The 15,592-nt window shown below is 53.0% G+C and carries 20 protein-coding genes, 1 tRNA gene and 2 pseudogenes; 14 read left to right on the plus strand and 9 right to left on the minus strand.

Annotated features, from left to right (window positions below; translation table 11 throughout):
- Positions 1-2 precede the first annotated feature (2 nt).
- From NBE99_RS07020 to NBE99_RS07035, 4 genes are all read right to left on the minus strand, one after another.
- Positions 3-641 (minus strand): hypothetical protein, encoded by a 639-nt coding sequence (locus NBE99_RS07020; RefSeq protein WP_250681398.1) that lies wholly within the window; start codon positions 639-641, stop codon positions 3-5.
- Positions 638-850, minus strand: coding sequence for a nucleotidyltransferase substrate binding protein (locus tag NBE99_RS07025; RefSeq protein WP_250681399.1), 213 nt, complete (start codon positions 848-850; stop codon positions 638-640). The genes NBE99_RS07020 and NBE99_RS07025 overlap by 4 nt, the downstream gene beginning before the upstream one ends.
- A gap of 176 nt (positions 851-1,026) precedes the next feature.
- On the minus strand, positions 1,027-1,374 hold the full coding sequence (locus NBE99_RS07030) for a nucleotidyltransferase family protein (protein WP_250681400.1): 348 nt from the start codon (positions 1,372-1,374) through the stop codon (positions 1,027-1,029).
- Positions 1,367-1,915, minus strand: a complete 549-nt coding sequence (locus NBE99_RS07035; protein ID WP_250681401.1) for an Npun_F5560 family protein — start codon at positions 1,913-1,915, stop codon at positions 1,367-1,369. The genes NBE99_RS07030 and NBE99_RS07035 overlap by 8 nt, the downstream gene beginning before the upstream one ends.
- Positions 1,916-1,974: 59 nt before the next feature.
- Between NBE99_RS07035 and rsmH the strand changes: the two genes are divergently transcribed.
- The 11 genes and pseudogenes from rsmH to NBE99_RS07080 all read left to right on the plus strand — a co-directional run.
- On the plus strand, positions 1,975-2,847 hold the full coding sequence (rsmH, locus tag NBE99_RS07040; RefSeq protein ID WP_250681402.1) for a 16S rRNA (cytosine(1402)-N(4))-methyltransferase RsmH: 873 nt from the start codon (positions 1,975-1,977) through the stop codon (positions 2,845-2,847).
- A gap of 163 nt (positions 2,848-3,010) precedes the next feature.
- Entirely contained in the window at positions 3,011-3,451 is a 441-nt protein-coding gene (locus NBE99_RS07045) for a hypothetical protein (RefSeq protein ID WP_250681403.1), read from the plus strand.
- 10 nt (positions 3,452-3,461) lie between these two features.
- Positions 3,462-5,228, plus strand: a complete 1,767-nt coding sequence (locus NBE99_RS07050; protein WP_250681404.1) for a penicillin-binding protein 2 — start codon at positions 3,462-3,464, stop codon at positions 5,226-5,228.
- A 24-nt stretch (positions 5,229-5,252) separates the two neighbouring features.
- Entirely contained in the window at positions 5,253-5,804 is a 552-nt protein-coding gene (gene psbP / locus NBE99_RS07055) for a photosystem II reaction center PsbP (RefSeq protein WP_250681405.1), read from the plus strand.
- 10 nt (positions 5,805-5,814) lie between these two features.
- A tRNA-Ala gene (locus NBE99_RS07060) sits at positions 5,815-5,887 on the plus strand.
- A 265-nt stretch (positions 5,888-6,152) separates the two neighbouring features.
- Positions 6,153-6,404 carry a hypothetical protein gene (locus NBE99_RS07065; protein WP_250681406.1) on the plus strand — a complete coding sequence of 84 codons (252 nt, stop codon included), beginning with the start codon at positions 6,153-6,155 and terminating at the stop codon, positions 6,402-6,404.
- A gap of 10 nt (positions 6,405-6,414) precedes the next feature.
- Positions 6,415-6,609, plus strand: coding sequence for a hypothetical protein (locus NBE99_RS13440; protein WP_399370177.1), 195 nt, complete (start codon positions 6,415-6,417; stop codon positions 6,607-6,609).
- Positions 6,610-6,784: 175 nt separating this feature from the next.
- Positions 6,785-7,174: a hypothetical protein gene (locus NBE99_RS07070; RefSeq protein WP_250681407.1), complete on the plus strand. Its 390-nt coding sequence runs from the start codon at positions 6,785-6,787 to the stop codon at positions 7,172-7,174.
- A gap of 148 nt (positions 7,175-7,322) precedes the next feature.
- Positions 7,323-7,811, plus strand: a pseudogene (locus tag NBE99_RS13445) (IS630 transposase-related protein).
- Between the two features lie 133 nt (positions 7,812-7,944).
- Positions 7,945-8,271, plus strand: a complete 327-nt coding sequence (locus tag NBE99_RS07075; protein WP_250681408.1) for a hypothetical protein — start codon at positions 7,945-7,947, stop codon at positions 8,269-8,271.
- A gap of 292 nt (positions 8,272-8,563) precedes the next feature.
- Positions 8,564-8,941 (plus strand): annotated as a pseudogene (locus NBE99_RS07080) (helix-turn-helix domain-containing protein); the annotation flags it as partial.
- A gap of 6 nt (positions 8,942-8,947) precedes the next feature.
- Here the strand turns inward: NBE99_RS07080 and NBE99_RS07085 are convergent.
- A complete protein-coding gene (locus NBE99_RS07085; protein ID WP_250681410.1) occupies positions 8,948-10,069 on the minus strand; it encodes an aldo/keto reductase in 1,122 nt (373 codons plus the stop codon).
- Position 10,070: 1 nt separating this feature from the next.
- Positions 10,071-10,586 (minus strand): bifunctional nuclease family protein, encoded by a 516-nt coding sequence (locus NBE99_RS07090; RefSeq protein WP_250681411.1) that lies wholly within the window; start codon positions 10,584-10,586, stop codon positions 10,071-10,073.
- 279 nt (positions 10,587-10,865) lie between these two features.
- Here NBE99_RS07090 and wecB point away from each other — a divergent pair, with 279 nt between their 5' ends.
- On the plus strand, positions 10,866-11,990 hold the full coding sequence (gene wecB / locus NBE99_RS07095; RefSeq protein ID WP_250681412.1) for a non-hydrolyzing UDP-N-acetylglucosamine 2-epimerase: 1,125 nt from the start codon (positions 10,866-10,868) through the stop codon (positions 11,988-11,990).
- Between the two features lie 26 nt (positions 11,991-12,016).
- The gene (locus NBE99_RS07100; protein ID WP_250681413.1) at positions 12,017-12,667 is read left to right on the plus strand and encodes a diacylglycerol/polyprenol kinase family protein; all 651 of its coding nucleotides are present in this window, start codon (positions 12,017-12,019) and stop codon (positions 12,665-12,667) included.
- Here the strand turns inward: NBE99_RS07100 and NBE99_RS07105 are convergent.
- Positions 12,654-13,298, minus strand: coding sequence for an alpha/beta hydrolase (locus tag NBE99_RS07105; RefSeq protein ID WP_250681414.1), 645 nt, complete (start codon positions 13,296-13,298; stop codon positions 12,654-12,656). The two genes, NBE99_RS07100 and NBE99_RS07105, sit on opposite strands and share 14 nt — an antisense overlap.
- Before the next feature lies 1 nt (position 13,299).
- The gene (locus tag NBE99_RS07110) at positions 13,300-14,256 is read right to left on the minus strand and encodes a LysR family transcriptional regulator (protein ID WP_250681415.1); all 957 of its coding nucleotides are present in this window, start codon (positions 14,254-14,256) and stop codon (positions 13,300-13,302) included.
- A gap of 95 nt (positions 14,257-14,351) precedes the next feature.
- On the opposite strand from NBE99_RS07110, the gene NBE99_RS07115 reads away from it, so the two are divergent.
- Entirely contained in the window at positions 14,352-15,098 is a 747-nt protein-coding gene (locus NBE99_RS07115; RefSeq protein ID WP_250681416.1) for a pentapeptide repeat-containing protein, read from the plus strand.
- Between the two features lie 5 nt (positions 15,099-15,103).
- Here NBE99_RS07115 and ispF read toward each other — a convergent pair whose 3' ends face one another.
- A complete protein-coding gene (gene ispF / locus NBE99_RS07120; RefSeq protein ID WP_250681417.1) occupies positions 15,104-15,586 on the minus strand; it encodes a 2-C-methyl-D-erythritol 2,4-cyclodiphosphate synthase in 483 nt (160 codons plus the stop codon).
- Positions 15,587-15,592 lie beyond the last annotated feature (6 nt).

Here is a 15,592-nt window from a genome sequence, read left to right on the forward strand (position 1 = left end):
CTCTATTCTAATCGCGGCACAGTCTCGCGATCGGGAATCCGCAGATCCCGCAGGGGCATGGCGCTTAAACACTGATAGTGGGCTGTGAACCAATCGGGGGTTTGTACACCTATACTGGCTAGAGCCGCCACCGTGGGAAAAGGCCACAGTCGCTCAAAGACCACTTCCCCCTGCCAGCCAAATTGCAGAAAATAGCAGCCCACGGGTGCCTGCAAGTGATCTAACAGTCGTCGGCCGAGGGCATAGAGGGTTTGTCGCTGGCGATCGCTGGCATGGATGGGCAGCTGCCATCTCCCCTCAAGACAGCCAATCACCTCGCCAAAGAGGGTTCCCTTTGCCGTTTGCGCCAGCGGTAACTGATAAAGACCTCCTGTACCTGTCCGCATTCCCCACTGGGAGACCAAGGCAGTCAAGGATTCACACTGCTGCCAAAGGATAGGTGCTAAGGGTGCCCAATGGGTGAGGCTATAGTCCAGAACCTCAGACTGGCGAGTAATCTCCGTAGGGGCATCGAGGGAACACACAGCTATCTCAGCATTGCCATGACACTGTTGCAACAGCGGCACTACTTGAGTCATCACCTGATCAGCGGCAAGTTCAGGCTCCGTCGGCTGCGCCGCACACCAAATCCGTAGTTTCAATCCTCCAATCCTCCTGCTGCGAGGGCAGCTAACCAGCGGCTCATGAGCATGGCATGCTGGGCTAACCGCGAGAAAATCGCATCCGCCAAGCTCTCATTGTAGGTGTGGGCGGTCAAGGTGCGATCGTCCACCATTTGCAGCGCTAAGCGAGCCTCCTCTGGGGTAAGTAGGCCAAGGGCCAAACAAGCACGGATCACTCGGCGAAGCAATGTCTAGCCCCTCCCGCTCTCGCAGGTATAGTTGTGCTGCTTTCCAAACCGCCTCTAGGGTATATTCAAATCGCTGAATTGCGGCATCACAAATAAAATAATCGTATCTGTGCGCTCACCCAAGGGCAGTTCTTGCAAAGTTACTAGCGCTCTTTGGGCAGTCACTAATCGTTCCCTCAGCCGATCCACTGAATGCCCTCTGTGATGACTCGCGATCGAAAGTCAGCGGACACTTCTGACAAGTCCACCACATCTACTGGATAGATCAGGTTGGACATTTCTAGGTGCTCCCGCAACTCACTCAAAAGCCCCGCGGGCAATGGTGCAAGGGGCAGGATGCCCACATCCAAGTCGGAGCTTTGCCGCAGGGCACCATGGGCAGCCGAGCCGAATAGATAAACCTTGACGGGAAGCCCGGTGAAAAAGTCTTCTAGGATCCCTTTGAGTTCCTGTAGTTCTCCAATGCTTACTTGTCCTGTGGATGCCCCTAGGAAGGATTCTAGACGATGACCCCCCCTAGCCATTACCAAAGCTGGGAACAAGGCCAACACGAGCCGGTTGTAATGAAGGGAATCCCTGCTGCTGTTGCTGACGGGCTTGTGCAGCCAAGAGGGTTTGTAGATTCCGCAGTTCGGCACGCAGTTGCGCGTTTTCTTTTTCGAGGCTTTCAATTTTGAGTTTAACTTGACTCAGCCGCTCACTAAATTTTTGCCGATAGACTTCGGGCATTTCTTGGATGACGCGCTCCAACATCTGGTTGCGATCGCTCAATTCAATGACTTGAGCCTTCAGTTCATTCATTTCCGCTTCACGATTTTGGCTCTGCTGCTGGTAGGCAAGGATCTGTTCTTGGTAGGCGGCAATTTTTGCTTCCACCTGTTGCACCTGCACTTGCAGCAACTTGAGGGCTTCGGCATTGGCGGCTTCGGTCTTGCGGGCTTGGTAAAAGCGCACAAATAACTCAGGATGCTGCACCATGAGTTGATAGAGTTCCTCTGAGAGTTGCTGCACGAGTTGATCCCGTACCAGCAGTTCGTCGGCTAAGTTGAGGGAAGTATCGTTCACGGCGGCTGCTCTCCAAGGGACTGTGCTGTGGCAAATTTTACGCTGGTTGTGATCCGCTCATGCAAGATTTGGAATTTTCCACCTACCATCAACCGGTACTGGCAACCGCAGTTCTTGAGGCGCTACAGCCGAAGGCGAGGGGATTCTACTTGGATGCAACGGTGGGCGGTGGCGGACACACGGCACTTTTATTGCGGGCGGAGCCAACCTGTCGAGTGCTGGCGATCGATCAAGACCCGATGGCCCTAGCGGCAGCTCAAGAGTTCCTTGCCCCTTTTGGCGATCGCGTGCAGTTTTGGCAGGGTAATTTTGCTGATCTACCTGTAGCTGAACCGATGTTTGATGGCATTTTGGCAGATCTGGGGGTGAGTTCCGCCCAGTTGGATCGCCCAGAACGGGGCTTTAGTTTTCGCTTTGATGCCCCCCTCGATATGCGCATGAATCCCAATAACCCTTTGACAGCCGCAACGGTGATCAATCATTACAGCGAGCGAGAACTGGCGGATATTTTCTACGAGTATGGTGAAGAACGCTTTGCCCGCCGCATTGCGCGGCAGATTGTTGCCCGTCGCCCCCTCACCACCACCCAAGAACTGGCACAAGTGGTTGCCCACTGCCTCAAAGCTTCTCCCCGCCAACGTATTCATCCGGCCACGCGGGTGTTTCAGGCCTTGCGTATCTATGTGAACCAAGAGCTAGGGGTGCTCGACCAATTTTTGGCGCGATCGCCCCACTGGTTAAAGCCCCCAGGGCGCATTGCTGTGATTAGTTTCCATAGCCTAGAGGATCGCCGTGTGAAGCAGGCGTGGCGTGCCCATCCCCTCCTAGAAGTTGTGACCCGTAAACCGATTGTCCCAGATGCGGCAGAAGTGGCTCTCAACCCGCGATCGCGCTCGGCAAAGCTGCGAATTGCTGCGCGTACTGCTGTGTGAATTGTTGTTTTCCTCCTCGATTGCCCCGTGGGTGCAGCCTGCCCCAAGCATGAGAGGATCCCAACTTTGCATGAATTGCCGCAGTAATGGTTTATTTATAGCTATCTTTAGCGTGTGTCTTGCCAACCCTAGGGTAATTAATTGCTGAGGAGTGCTTAAGTCTATGGCTGCTGCCCCTAAATTAAAATCCCGATTTCTGACCCAACCGTCCCCCATTTTGACGGAAATTCGGCCGCTCCCTAAGCCACAGATTTCCCTCTGGCAAAAAGCATTATTGGGCATTCAGTGGGTTTCTGGCGTGGCGGCCACCAGTGCCTTGGTCGCTGTACTCCCCCTCTATGGTTGGTCAGCCCTCTCGGAGCAGCAGTGGAGTCAGGCCTATCAGCGTTTGGAAACCCTAAAACGGCAAGAGCGGGAGCTACTCATCAACAATGAAACTCTACGCTATCGGGTGACGCAGCAAGTGCAACGCGCTCCCCAAGGACTCCTGCCCCAAACCCCGCAACATATTCTTTTTCTGCCCAATGAGGGCAAGATGACTCCCAGAACTCATGTTGAGCGCCCCCCTGTGACACCCCCCCCTCAGCGCACAGTCAACTATTGACGCTGCGCCTATGAAGACCGCCCGCTCAACACCCTCCTCTCTGCCATCCTTACGGGTCGGTCTCATTTTTGCCTTCCTGTTGCTCGTGATGGGGGGCGTGGTTGCCCGTCTTATCTATTTGCAAATTGTTCAAGGAGACACCTTAGCGGCACGGGCACAGCAACAACAACGGCACTACACGCTGCCAACCTTGGCACGCTACCCAATTACCGATTGCCGAGAGACGGTGGTTGCCCTAGATCGGCCTGTGTTTACGCTCTTTGCCCATCCCATTCAGTTCAAAGTGGAGCGTCGGGCGATCGCCCACGATCTGGCTCCCTTACTCCAGCAATCTCCAGAGCAACTGTTGGCCAAATTCAGCACCTATCCCACAGGGGTACCCATTGCCTACGACATTGATGAGGAAACTGCCGCCAAAATTCGCGCCCTCAACTACGATGGCCTAGAACTCAACCAAGCGTGGCAGCGCATTTATCCGCAGCAGGAATTGATGGCGGGGATTGTTGGCTATGTGGATCGCGACCACCAAGGTCAAGCGGGGATTGAGTTTAGCCAAAACCAGTTTTTACAGGTTCCCCATAGCCGCCAACTCCTCTCAATGAATGCTTTGGGTCAGTGGTTACCTGCCCTTGCCCCTGCGGATCCGCGGGTCTTGAGTCAGGGGTATCATGTGCGCCTCACAATTGATAGCCGTCTGCAACATACGGCGCGTCAAGCCCTGCAACAGCAGTTACGCAAATTCAACGCTAGACGGGGCACGGTCATTGTTTTAGAAGTGAAAACCGGAGCGCTGCGGGCACTGGTCTCAGAGCCTTCCTACGATCCCAATCATTACTACCGTGCTGATCCAGCCCTTTTTCGCAACTGGGCGGTCTCAGATCTCTATGAGCCGGGATCAACCTTTAAGCCAATCAACACCGCGATCGCCCTTGAACTCAATGCCATTACCCCCGATACGGTGCTGCCCGATGAGGGTCGGATTACGGTGGGGGGCTGGCCGATTCAGAACAGTGACTTTAGCCAACGGGGCGGTCGCGGTGCCCTCAATATTGCCCAAATTCTCGCCTACTCCAGTAATGTGGCGATGGTGCACATGATGAACCGCATTCCAGCCCGCCACTATTATCGCTATCTGCATCGCTTGGGTCTGACGGAGAAGGTGGGCAGTGATCTGCCTTTTGAAACCGCCGCCCAATTGAAACCTCCTGAGCAGTTTATTAACTATCCCATTGAACCGGCAACGACAGCCTTTGGCCAAGGCTTTTCCCTCACGCCGCTGCACCTCGCACAACTCTTGGGGGCGATCGCCAATGGCGGTGAGCTGGTGACTCCCCACGTCATTGATGGCCTCTACGATGAGAATGGCCAACTGCAAAGGCGACTTGAGCGACGGCCTCCGCGTCGAGTGTTTTCGCAGCGCACCAGTCAAGCAGTGATCAAGATGCTGGGAGAAGTGGTTCGCTTTGGTACGGGGAAACCTGCTCACATTCCCGGCTACCGCTTGGGGGGCAAAACAGGCACAGCGCAAAAGGCGATTGGCGGTACCTACAGCAATCTGCGCATCACCAGCTTTGTGGCCATTTTTCCCCTTGATCAGCCGCAGTATGTGATCTTGGCGGTGGTGGATGAACCGAAGGGGGATGATGCCTATGGGTCAACAGTGGCGATTCCAATTGTGCGGGCGGTAACCGAGTCCCTGATTACGATTGAGGGCATTCCCCCCTCTCACCCAGAGGAATTGCGACGCCCCGCTACGCCAGCTTCAGTGTCACAATAGGGGAGAACAGCGCAAAAGGACGGTATGATTCAACGGTTTTTTGCCACAGCGTTGGCGATTCTTGTGGTGTTGCTGGGGGGGTGTTCGGCCACCAGTGGACTGCAAGCCTATGTGGATAGCTATGATGGCTATGAATTTCTTTACCCACGCGGCTGGGTACAGGTACAAGTTGAAGACCCCGTGGATGTGGTCTTTCACGACATTATTGAGACGACAGAAAACGTCAGTGTGGTCGTGAATACGGTTTCCAGCACGAAGTCTCTTGAGGAATTGGGGTCACCAGAGGAGGTGGGCGATCGCCTGCTGCGCAATATCATTGCCCCAACTGAAAGCGGGCGCAGTTCTGCCTTGATTTCCGCAACTTCCCAAAAGGCAGATGATAAAACCTACTACATTCTGGAGTATGCGGTCACCCTGCCGGGGGATAGAGCAAACGCGCAGCAGCGGCACAATTTGTCGAGTATTGCCGTCAGCCGAGGCAAGGTTTATACTCTCAGTGTTTCAGCTCCAGAAGAGCGATGGCCAAAGGTAGAAGACCAGTTTAAGACCATCGTGTCCTCATTTACTGTATATTAGAGAAAGAATTGGGGAGTTAGCTCAGTTGGTAGAGCGTCGCGATCGCACCGCGAAGGTCAGGGATTCGAGTTCCCTACTCTCCACTAATTCTGTACTCGGACAGACACTCCTTGCTAACATGCCAGTTGCATGAAATTTGAATTTGCGGTTAGAACATCTGAGGCAGAAGTGTTGAAAGATAGTCTAAGAGGCTAGAAAAAAGGGAAGAAATGTCGTACTCTTCCCTTAAAAGAAGAAAAAATTCAAGCTACCATTGCATCCTTTGCAACTCTTGTCAAGTCGATTCTCAAGCAGCTCAGCCCTTGTGACTACCCCGTCCTGAACTCTCAATTGTTCTTGAAAATCTGGTTGACCTACGTTCTCGACCAAGGGTTAACCAGCATGAGAGCCTTATTTTATCGCTTGAATCATTCAGGGATTACGGTGGACATGTCCACTGTTTCCAAAGCCAACAAAACTCGGACAACCAGCTTATTAGAGGGGATTTACACTCAACTCCTGTCTCACGCTCAAAAGAGACATCGCTCTTCAAGTCTCATGCTGTTTTCTATCGATTCCACCGTCCTTACCCTGACCAGTAAACTCTATTTGGTTCTATAAATATCATCAAGTGAAGTTAATCACAGGGTTTGATTTAACAGAGAACATCCTAGGTAAAGCAGTGATTTCTTTTGGGGAGAGACATGACCTGAGCTTTCAGGAAGAGATTTTAGAAATGATCTCTGAGAATGCTATTACAGTCATGGATAGAGGGTTTGCGAGTTACGATATTTGCAACTCGAACTCAGTCGTCAGTATTCGATAGTGCATTGGAACTTTGATTGGCAGCTACAGCTACTCGTCACGTAAGAGGTTAAGTTTTGTTGCAAGATTCAACACCTTCTGCAGTTAGGATTGCTATATAGGGATATCGATATTATGAAAATACCTTGAGTATCCACACCATTCCCCAAGGGAACATTCTATGAAACACCAATGGGTTGCTATTCACTGCTCTACTCATGCCAACACCCATTGCCCTCACCCAAGTCAATTTGAAGCGACTTTTACAAACCCTCCCCACCAGTCGTCTGCAATTTTCGCCTCACACCGTTGGGGTGGTCATTGTCGGTTATACCGACCGACTTTATGTCCTTAACGCCCGCAAAGGTCAAACGTTAGCGGTGGAACCCGAGTTGATGGGAGCCAGAGCCTCTGTCTCGGTGCTTGACCGCCGGGGAGAAGAACTCGTCAGGTTGGACTCGAACGACACCGGCCGCACCTTTTCATACACACTCCCCTACAGCGGCGATTACTACGTCTTGGCCTACGGTGATCCTACCTACCACCGCTACCACTTCACCCTGACCGTGTTCACCGAGGGCATGTGATCGTGTTCGACGAGGGCTGAAGTAGTGAGTAGTAGATGATTGCAGTCCGCCAAGGGAGTGAAAAATTTTTAAGAAGGATAGGCTACAGTCAAAGAGTCATGAATGTCACTAAAGAAAGTGAGCAATAGCTTGGACTGACGAGAGCGGGTTGTCTCCTAATATTAAGCAAGGTGGCAAAATCAGTGAGGCCACTCAAATCTTTCAGGTCAGTCGCGCCACCATTCATTGCTGGCTGAAGCGAGATGACTGAGCGCCCACTGTTATCCTCCGTCGTCCTTGGAAACTGGATTGGGCAGCCTTAGCGGCGGATGTTGCGGCCCATCCCGATGACCGTTTAATCGACCGTGCCCAGCGATTTGGCGTACAAGTTTCCACCATTAGTTACGTCCTCGACCAGATGGGGATCACTCGAAAAAAACAGATGCGTTCTCAAGAACGGTGTGAGGAAGAGCGACAAGGGTATCAACAGCATCTCCAGACATGGGTAGAGAGTCATGGGGAGGCAACGCTGGTGTATATCGATGAAACCGGGTTTGACGCTCGGGTGGAGTGGGAGTATGGGTGGTCAGTGCGAGGCCATACGAATGCTAGAATCTCTAATAGCATCAGAATAAATGCTTTAGCGGCGCTCCATTAATATCTCACAGAGGAATAACGCTTTGGAGGGAGGGTGTAGCTGATGTTCACTGTACGGGTGGTTGATAACTCCCATTATATGGATGAAGGGGAGACGTACATTCACTCTCAGCATTCGACTTAGGCAGAAGCAGTTGCAGCCGCTCGTCAACTGGTGGAGTGAGCTTCATATTCCTACACCGCTTGGATTTAGGGTTAGAACATCTGAGGAGTATTGGCAACGGCTGCTCATCAAGCACCCTGATATTGAGGAGTTGGAAGATTTTGTGCGGCTAGCTCTTTCTACACCAGACGAGGTTCGTCGCAGTAGCCGAGATTTAGGAGTATTATTGTTTTATCGGGTACAGCGAGAAAAACGTTGGGTTGTTGCAGTAGCACGACGCGTAAGTGGAGATGTTTTTTTAATCACTGCTTATCAAACTGACGCTATTAAAGAAGGGGAGACAGTGTGGCTCAAATAAGAGTATTTTATGAGCCAGAAACAGAGTTGTTAAGTGTATTCTGGCAAGTTCCACGATCAGTTCGATGGAGCCAGCCAGCTACAGCCCTTTTCACGGGGATTGAACCTGCTTGGAAAAGTCAAAGCCTCTGTACGAGAGGGCTACAGCCTCTTTGTGCACGCTATATTCCCGATATGGATACGCTCAAAGAGTTTGTGGGCGGGGGTTTGACTCTGAATAACAAAAGCGCTGAGCAATACTGTGCATCACTCATCAATAACCTCGCCTCACGTCATTTGATACAATCTACTCCATATTCCTCTTCTCCAAGACAGAACTCGACTTCAACGACAAACAGCGCACCCTTTGTGCCCAACACGCAGGGGTGGCTCGTCATGCCTACAATTGGGGACTTGCCCTCTGTCAGTCCATCCTAGAACACAACCAACAAGCAGCCCCAGCAGAAAAGCTCAAGTTTCCCTCCGCTGTTGATTTGCATAAGAAACTCGTTGCTGAAGTCAAATCGGCAAATCCTTGGTACTACGATGTTTCCAAATGTACCCCGCAACCAGCACTGCGTAACCTCATCACTGCCTTTAACCGCTTCTTTGCGCAACAAGCACGCTTCCCAAGATTCAAGAAAAAAGGCAGGGACGATAGCTTCTACCTAGAAGGCAACATTCGTATCAGCTTTTGATTAAATGTCCTGCCAAAGGCGCGATCGCGCGATGCCCTGCAACTGCTCATGGGTTTCCCGCAATAGCCGAGGAATCTCTAAGCCACCGGGACAGCGGGGCAAACAATCGCCACATTCAGTACAGCGGTTGGCGGGTTGACCAGGAAACCAATGTCCGGCACGGCCAAACATCCCATAGCGATACTTGCCAAATTCTGTCATGTCGTAGGCGACGGCCAAGTTGTGAAGCCGCAACACTTCGGGGATGTGAATCTCTTCGGGGCAGGGCAAACAGGCATAACATTGTTGACATAAATCGGTGCCTAGGGTTTCCTGCATCACTGCTTGCAGGCGATCGCCCACTGCTTGCTCTTCAGCACTAAGGGGTGCCACTTGATCGGCCACGGCCAAGGGAAAGGCCAACTCAGCAACGGTGGCAGGTCCAATACTCAAGGTGGTGATAGCAGGCTGACTCAGCAACCAGCGATAGCTCCAATGGAGAGGGTGAAAAGGCGCACAGAGGTCTTGGAGCCGTTGGGAAGGCTGGTAGAGTTGTCCCCCCTTATCGGCCGGGGAGATGATGAAAATGCCCATATCCCGCTCAGCGGCAGCGGCGATCGCTGGGGCATTGCGTTGCTGAAAGTAGGTGTAATGCAGATTGACAAAGTCAAATTGATTGCTGGAGATCGCCCGCAAAATCACAGACAACGCTCCATGACTGGAAAAGCCCAAAGCACCAATTACCCCCTTTGCTTGCAACTGCCGCAGCATTGCCATCCCCTCAGTGCTCAGCCATGCGAGATGCTCAGGGGTGTTTAGGCCATGGAGGGCAACACCGTCTAACCGTGAGACTTGGAGACGCTCAAGGGATTGAGCAATTTGTTGCTGGACGTGATCCGCATCCCCTTGGGGCAAGAGTTTGGTGGTGATAAAAACGGCGGGCTGCCCCAATGCGTTGAGGGCACGACCAATGTAGGCTTCACTGGCACCGTAGGCGGCGGCGGTTTCAATGTGGTTAATGCCGTGGGCGATCGCCCCCTCAATGACCGTCTGCATGACCTCTGGACTGCCCAAGGCACGCATCGTTCCAAGGGAAAAAACCGAGAGGTTTAGCCCCGTGCGACCAAAGCGGCGGTAGCGCATCCTAGCCTGCGGAGGAATCCTCTTCCATTCCCCGTCCCTGCTGAATAAAATCTTCGGGGCGAATCGAATCTAAAAAGCGGCGAAAGGCTTGGCGTTCTTCCTCGTCAGCATCGCGATCAACGGGAATCGAGGCATCGGCAACAACCGCTTCCATCACCCAAATCGGGCAATCACAGCGCAGAGCAAGGGCAATGGCATCGCTAGGACGAGCATCAATGTCTTTACGAGTTTCTCCTTGGCGCAGTGTCAGCACCGCATAGTAGGTGTTGTCTTCGAGGGAGTGGATCACCACCCGTTCTAGGGTCATATTCCATTCGGTGAGAATGTTTACCATCAGATCATGGGTCATCGGTCGCGGTGCCCGTTGATTTTCCAAGGCCATTAAAATTGCCCGCGCCTCATTATCACCAATCCAGATGGGCAGTGCTCGCCGTCCAGCACCGTCTTTGAGCAACACAATCGGGGTGCGACGGTTAGTGGCATCGAGGGCAATCCCAGCAACAGTCATTTCAATCATGGCCACCTCAGCGAGCGCAATGGCGGTGCATTCCCTTCTATTATTAACATTTCTATTATTAACATAAAGTCCTTCTCACAAAGATGACACACCCACACCACTGTAAAACTCCCTATGGGAGAAGTGACGTACGGGCAACGCGAAGGTATTCCTTGGGACTCCATACGTTTAGAAAAAGACTGGCAGAGAACTATTCATGGGCAGTGGCAACTAGACACTTTTTTGACGCTCGCTTCTCGGTACACTAAAGTTATTATTCTTCTTGGCATTTAGACGGCTATGGTTGCTTCCCCGATCCCGATCTGCATTACGTTGGGTACGCGCCCGGAAGCAATCAAATTGGCACCGGTCATTCAAGCCTTCCAGCGATCGCCCCTTTTTAGCCCCTACGTCGTCCTCACCGGACAGCACCGCGAGATGGTGGATCAGGTGATGACCCTGTTTGACCTGCGAGCCGATCGGGACTTGGCCATTATGCAGCCCAAGCAAACCCTAACCGAAATTACCTGTCGTGCCCTCCAAGGCTTGGAGCAACTCTATCAAGAATTATTACCGTGGCTGGTCTTGGTACAGGGAGATACCACCACAGCCTTTGCCGCTACCCTTGCCGCCTTTTATCAGCAGATTCCTGTCGGTCATGTGGAAGCGGGCTTGCGCACCGATGATCTCTATAATCCCTATCCGGAGGAGGCCAACCGCCGCCTCATTTCCCAATTGGCACAGTTGCATTTTGCCCCTACGGAACAAGCTGTCAAGAATTTGCAAGCAGCAGGGGTAACGGGTGCGATTCACTTGACGGGGAATACGGTAATTGATGCGCTCCTGCAAATGGCCGATCGCCAGCCAGTGTGCCATGTCCCCGGCCTTGACTGGCAACAGTATCGGGTGCTCCTTGCCACCGTTCACCGTCGTGAAAACTGGGGTGCCCCCTTAGAAGACATTGCCAATGGTTTCCTGAAAATCTTAAACACGATTCCTGATACTGCCTTGCTCTTGCCCCTGCACCGCAATCCCACCGTACGTGAACCCCTCAAAGCCTATTTGGGGCATCATCCCCGCGTTTTTCTCACGGAGCCACTGGACTATCCTGCCCTTGTAGCAGCGATCAAGGGATCAACACTCCTGCTGACGGATTCCGGTGGCCTACAAGAGGAGGCGCCTAGTCTCGGTAAACCAGTACTGGTGTTGCGGGAAACCACTGAACGGCCGGAAGCGGTCACCGCTGGCACGGCTAAACTGGTGGGCACATTTGCGGATAGGATTGCAGCAGCAGCAATTGAATTGCTCACGGATGCAGTGGCCTACAATCGCATGGCGACGGCGATTAATCCCTTTGGCGATGGTCATGCGAGCGATCGCATCCTTGAGATTGTGACCCAGTTTTTTGCCCAGCTGACAAAGTAAGGAGCTACGGCCATCTGAGGATAGCAATGACAATGTTCTGGGCAGGAATTTTGGTCGCCAGTTGGCTGGGCCTGGTGCTGTTAACCGCAGAAATGATTCACGCTTGGTTTCCCAATGCCAAAGAATGGTCACGGAAGGTGGTTCACATTGGTGCGGGTCAAGTGATTCTCATTGCCTATGCCCTAGGGGTACCCACGAGTTGGGGAATTGTGGCGGCTGCGATCGCTGGTATGGTCACACTGCTGTCGTACCAGATTCCGATTTTTCCCAGTATTAGCGGCGTGGGGCGGCAAAGCTGGGGCACTTTTTTTTATGCGGTGAGTATTGGCACATTAATGGCGCTCTTTTGGGACACGCTGCCGGAACTGGCGGTTCTGGGCATTTTGGTGATGGCTTGGGGAGATGGCTTGGCTGCCCTTGTGGGGATTAACTGGGGACGCCATCCCCTGCCGGGAACCAGTAAAAGCTGGGAAGGAACCCTGACCATGTTCTGTGTGAGTACCTTGGTGGTAGCTCTATCCCTCACCCCCATTGCCGCCATAGAGTTGCTCTGGATTGCCCCTTTGGTGGGTCTGGGTGCGACCCTGTTGGAACTGATTGCTTGGCGAGGGGTTGATAATCTCACAGTTCCGATCGGTAGCGCCCTCTTGGCCTATGGGTTACTCAATTTGAGTTGATTTTAGGAAGGGTATTCTCAATAAATTGGCGGGCGATCGCGACTGCCTCTCCGTTAATTTCATGAGCCATTGCTAGGGCATGAAACGCTCCCTTCACGCCTGCGGCTTGCAGGGCTTGCCAACTGGCTTGGGCACTGGCAAAGGGCACCACAGGATCCGCTGTGCCATGGATCATCAACACGGGCGGCGAGGTGGCTGTCACCACTGGCGGGCGAACCAAATAGCCACTAAAGACCAATAATCCTGCCAAGGGCAACGTTAACCCCACAGCCAATGTCAGTGCTCCCCCTTGGGAAAATCCCCCTAAAATTGTGCTGTTGAGATCAATGGGCAAGCTGGCAATCCACTCTCGCAGCGCCGCTTCACTGGTGGCCAGATCTGTTGCCCGCTCATCGAGCAGTAATGAGCCACTGAGGGCATTGTGCTGATTCAAGTCATACCACATCCGCCCTTGGGGGACGTAGGGATGGGGAAAGGGGGCTTCCGCTGCATAGGTTTGGGCTTGGGGAGCCAGCAACGATCCAAGGGAAATGAGATCTGCGGCATTGGCACCCCAGCCGTGGAGTAATAGAAGGCTGTGTTCTGCCGCGATCGGCGGATCGGGAAAGGTGAGAAATTGGAGCGTTGTCATGCTAGACAGGGTTGAGTTCCTTGGCCGGCGCCGCCACACTGGGATAGGTGAGGCTCGATTCAATCATCGCCCGACCCTCAGTGGACACATAGTCAAAGAAGGCCTGAGCCACCACCGACAGTTGTTTGCCCGCAGGATAGACCAGATGCCAGTGCCGCTGAATCGGGAAATGTTCGACATCGAGAATCGTCAACTGGCTGGACTCGCGATCGAGGGCTAAGCAGTGGTGAGACAGGACAGAAATTCCTAGGCCGCCGGCGATCGCCTGCTTAATGGACTCGTTACTTCCCAACTCAAGGCGGATATTGATTGGGACACCATGCTCCGCAAAGAGCTTTTCCACCGCTTGGCGGGTGCCCGACCCCTGCTCCCGCATAATAAAGGGTTCTCCCGCCAGTTCTTGGATCGGGATTTTACTGCGGCCACTGAGGCGATGGTGACTGGGGGCAACCACCACCAAGGGGTTATCCAAAAAGCGGTGACACTCCACATCCACATTCTCCGGTGGGCAACTGGGAATATAGAGATCGTCCATATTGCCTCGGATACGCTCCACCACCTGTTCATGGTTGGTGACCGTCAGAGCGACATCAATCCCCGGATAGCGCTGGCAAAATGGCCCTAGCAGCCGAGGAATCACATATTTGGCCGTGGTAATGACACACAGCCGCAAGTGTCCCTGCTTGAGACCCTTGAGATTGGCAACGGCCATTTCAAACCGCTCAAGGCGCTCAAAGATGTCTTGGCAGGTGGCCAGCAGTTCCTTGCCGGCTTCTGTGAGATAGAGCCGCTTGCCCACTTGCTCAAAGAGGGGCATACCAACGGCACGGGTCAACTGCTTCATTTGAATCGAAACGGTAGGCTGCGTCAGAAAGAGTTCCTCGGCAGCGCGGGTAAAACTTCCGTGGCGAGCAGTGACCTCAAAAACCTTAAGCTGATGTAGGGTTGCTTGTTTCAAACCCATTCTCCTTTCGTCAGCGATAGGGCTACATAGACGAAATTCTATCAAATTTCGCACCAGGATAACGAAATGTGAAGAATCTCAAGGCAAGAATGATGATCAAAGGGCACTTAAATCAGGTAATGAGCGATCGCCTGCGGGGGGGAAAACACCTCTGGAACGAATGGCGGCGAGCTTATCCTCAGCTTACTGTAGATTTGAGTGAAATGAATCTTACGGGCATGGATCTGCGGGGCTATGACCTCCGGGGCTGCAATCTCAGCCGTGCCTGTTTGCGAGAGGTGAACCTTGCCCACGGCGATTTGCGCTTTGCTAACCTCTATGAGGCGGATCTGACAGGGGCTAACCTCGATGATGCCGATTGCCGAGGAGCGTTGTTCTTGAAAGTGGTGGGCGATGGCGCCACTGCTCAGCGGGCAAACTTTCAACTGGCCAACTTGCAGTACGCCCGTTTTACCTATGCCGATTTCTCTTGGGCGACCCTTGAGCAGGCGGATTGTCGCCACAGCAATTGGTGTGAAGCCGATCTTAGCCATGCCCGTGCCGCTGCTAGCGACTTTTCCTTTGCCCTGCTGATGGGAGCAAGTCTCAATGAGGCGACGCTGCGGTTTGCTCAATTGGTGCAGGCTTCTTTGGAGGGGGTTCAGGCCTATCGCTGCAACTTTTATGCGGCCAATTTAGCCTATGCGGGACTGACAGGGGGCTATTTTTCCCGTGCTCTTTTTGTTCGTGCCAACCTCAACCATGCCATTTGTCGCTGGGCTAACTTTCGCCATGCCAATCTCCAGCAAAGCCAGTGCGAGCAAACGGACTTTCACTACAGCCTGTATGTTAGCTAGTTATCCTACACTTCTGACTGGAGCAACGCCACGGCATAGGCCGCAATGCCCTCTTCACGACCCACCGGCCCCAGTTTCTCATTCGTGGTGGCCTTGATACTAATTTGCTCGCGATCAATCCCAAGAGTGGTTGCAAGGCGATCGCGCATCTGATCGAGGTAGGGTTTGAGTTTCGGGCGCTCGGCCACGACAATGGCATCAATGTTGCCCACTTGCCAACCCCGTTCTGCAATCAGTGCCGCCACTTTTGCCAATAAGACTTGGCTATCTGCCCCTGCCCACTGCGGATCACTGGGGGGAAAGTAATGGCCAATATCACCAAGGCTGAGGGCACCCAAAAGGGCGTCCATAATGGCGTGGGTGAGGACATCGGCATCACTATGACCCAAGAGGCCTAAAGAATGCTCTAGTTTGACACCGCCTAAAATTAGAGGCCGATCGGGTACCAATTGATGGATGTCGTAGCCATTACCAATGCGGATTTTCATACTTGC

Origin of the sequence: Thermosynechococcus sp. HN-54, assembly GCF_023650955.1 — a bacterium.
In the GTDB taxonomy this organism is placed as follows: domain Bacteria; phylum Cyanobacteriota; class Cyanobacteriia; order Thermosynechococcales; family Thermosynechococcaceae; genus Thermosynechococcus.

Coding starts and splice junctions, on each gene's coding strand:
- NBE99_RS07030 (WP_250681400.1), bottom strand. CDS start 1,374: ATGGCTAGGGGGGGTCATCGTCTAGAATCCTTCCTAGGGGCATCCACA.
- rsmH (WP_250681402.1), top strand. CDS start 1,975: ATGCAAGATTTGGAATTTTCCACCTACCATCAACCGGTACTGGCAACC.
- NBE99_RS07045 (WP_250681403.1), top strand. CDS start 3,011: ATGGCTGCTGCCCCTAAATTAAAATCCCGATTTCTGACCCAACCGTCC.
- NBE99_RS07050 (WP_250681404.1), top strand. CDS start 3,462: ATGAAGACCGCCCGCTCAACACCCTCCTCTCTGCCATCCTTACGGGTC.
- psbP (WP_250681405.1), top strand. CDS start 5,253: ATGATTCAACGGTTTTTTGCCACAGCGTTGGCGATTCTTGTGGTGTTG.
- NBE99_RS07085 (WP_250681410.1), bottom strand. CDS start 10,069: ATGCGCTACCGCCGCTTTGGTCGCACGGGGCTAAACCTCTCGGTTTTT.
- NBE99_RS07090 (WP_250681411.1), bottom strand. CDS start 10,586: ATGATTGAAATGACTGTTGCTGGGATTGCCCTCGATGCCACTAACCGT.
- wecB (WP_250681412.1), top strand. CDS start 10,866: ATGGTTGCTTCCCCGATCCCGATCTGCATTACGTTGGGTACGCGCCCG.
- NBE99_RS07100 (WP_250681413.1), top strand. CDS start 12,017: ATGACAATGTTCTGGGCAGGAATTTTGGTCGCCAGTTGGCTGGGCCTG.
- NBE99_RS07105 (WP_250681414.1), bottom strand. CDS start 13,298: ATGACAACGCTCCAATTTCTCACCTTTCCCGATCCGCCGATCGCGGCA.
- NBE99_RS07115 (WP_250681416.1), top strand. CDS start 14,352: ATGATGATCAAAGGGCACTTAAATCAGGTAATGAGCGATCGCCTGCGG.
- ispF (WP_250681417.1), bottom strand. CDS start 15,586: ATGAAAATCCGCATTGGTAATGGCTACGACATCCATCAATTGGTACCC.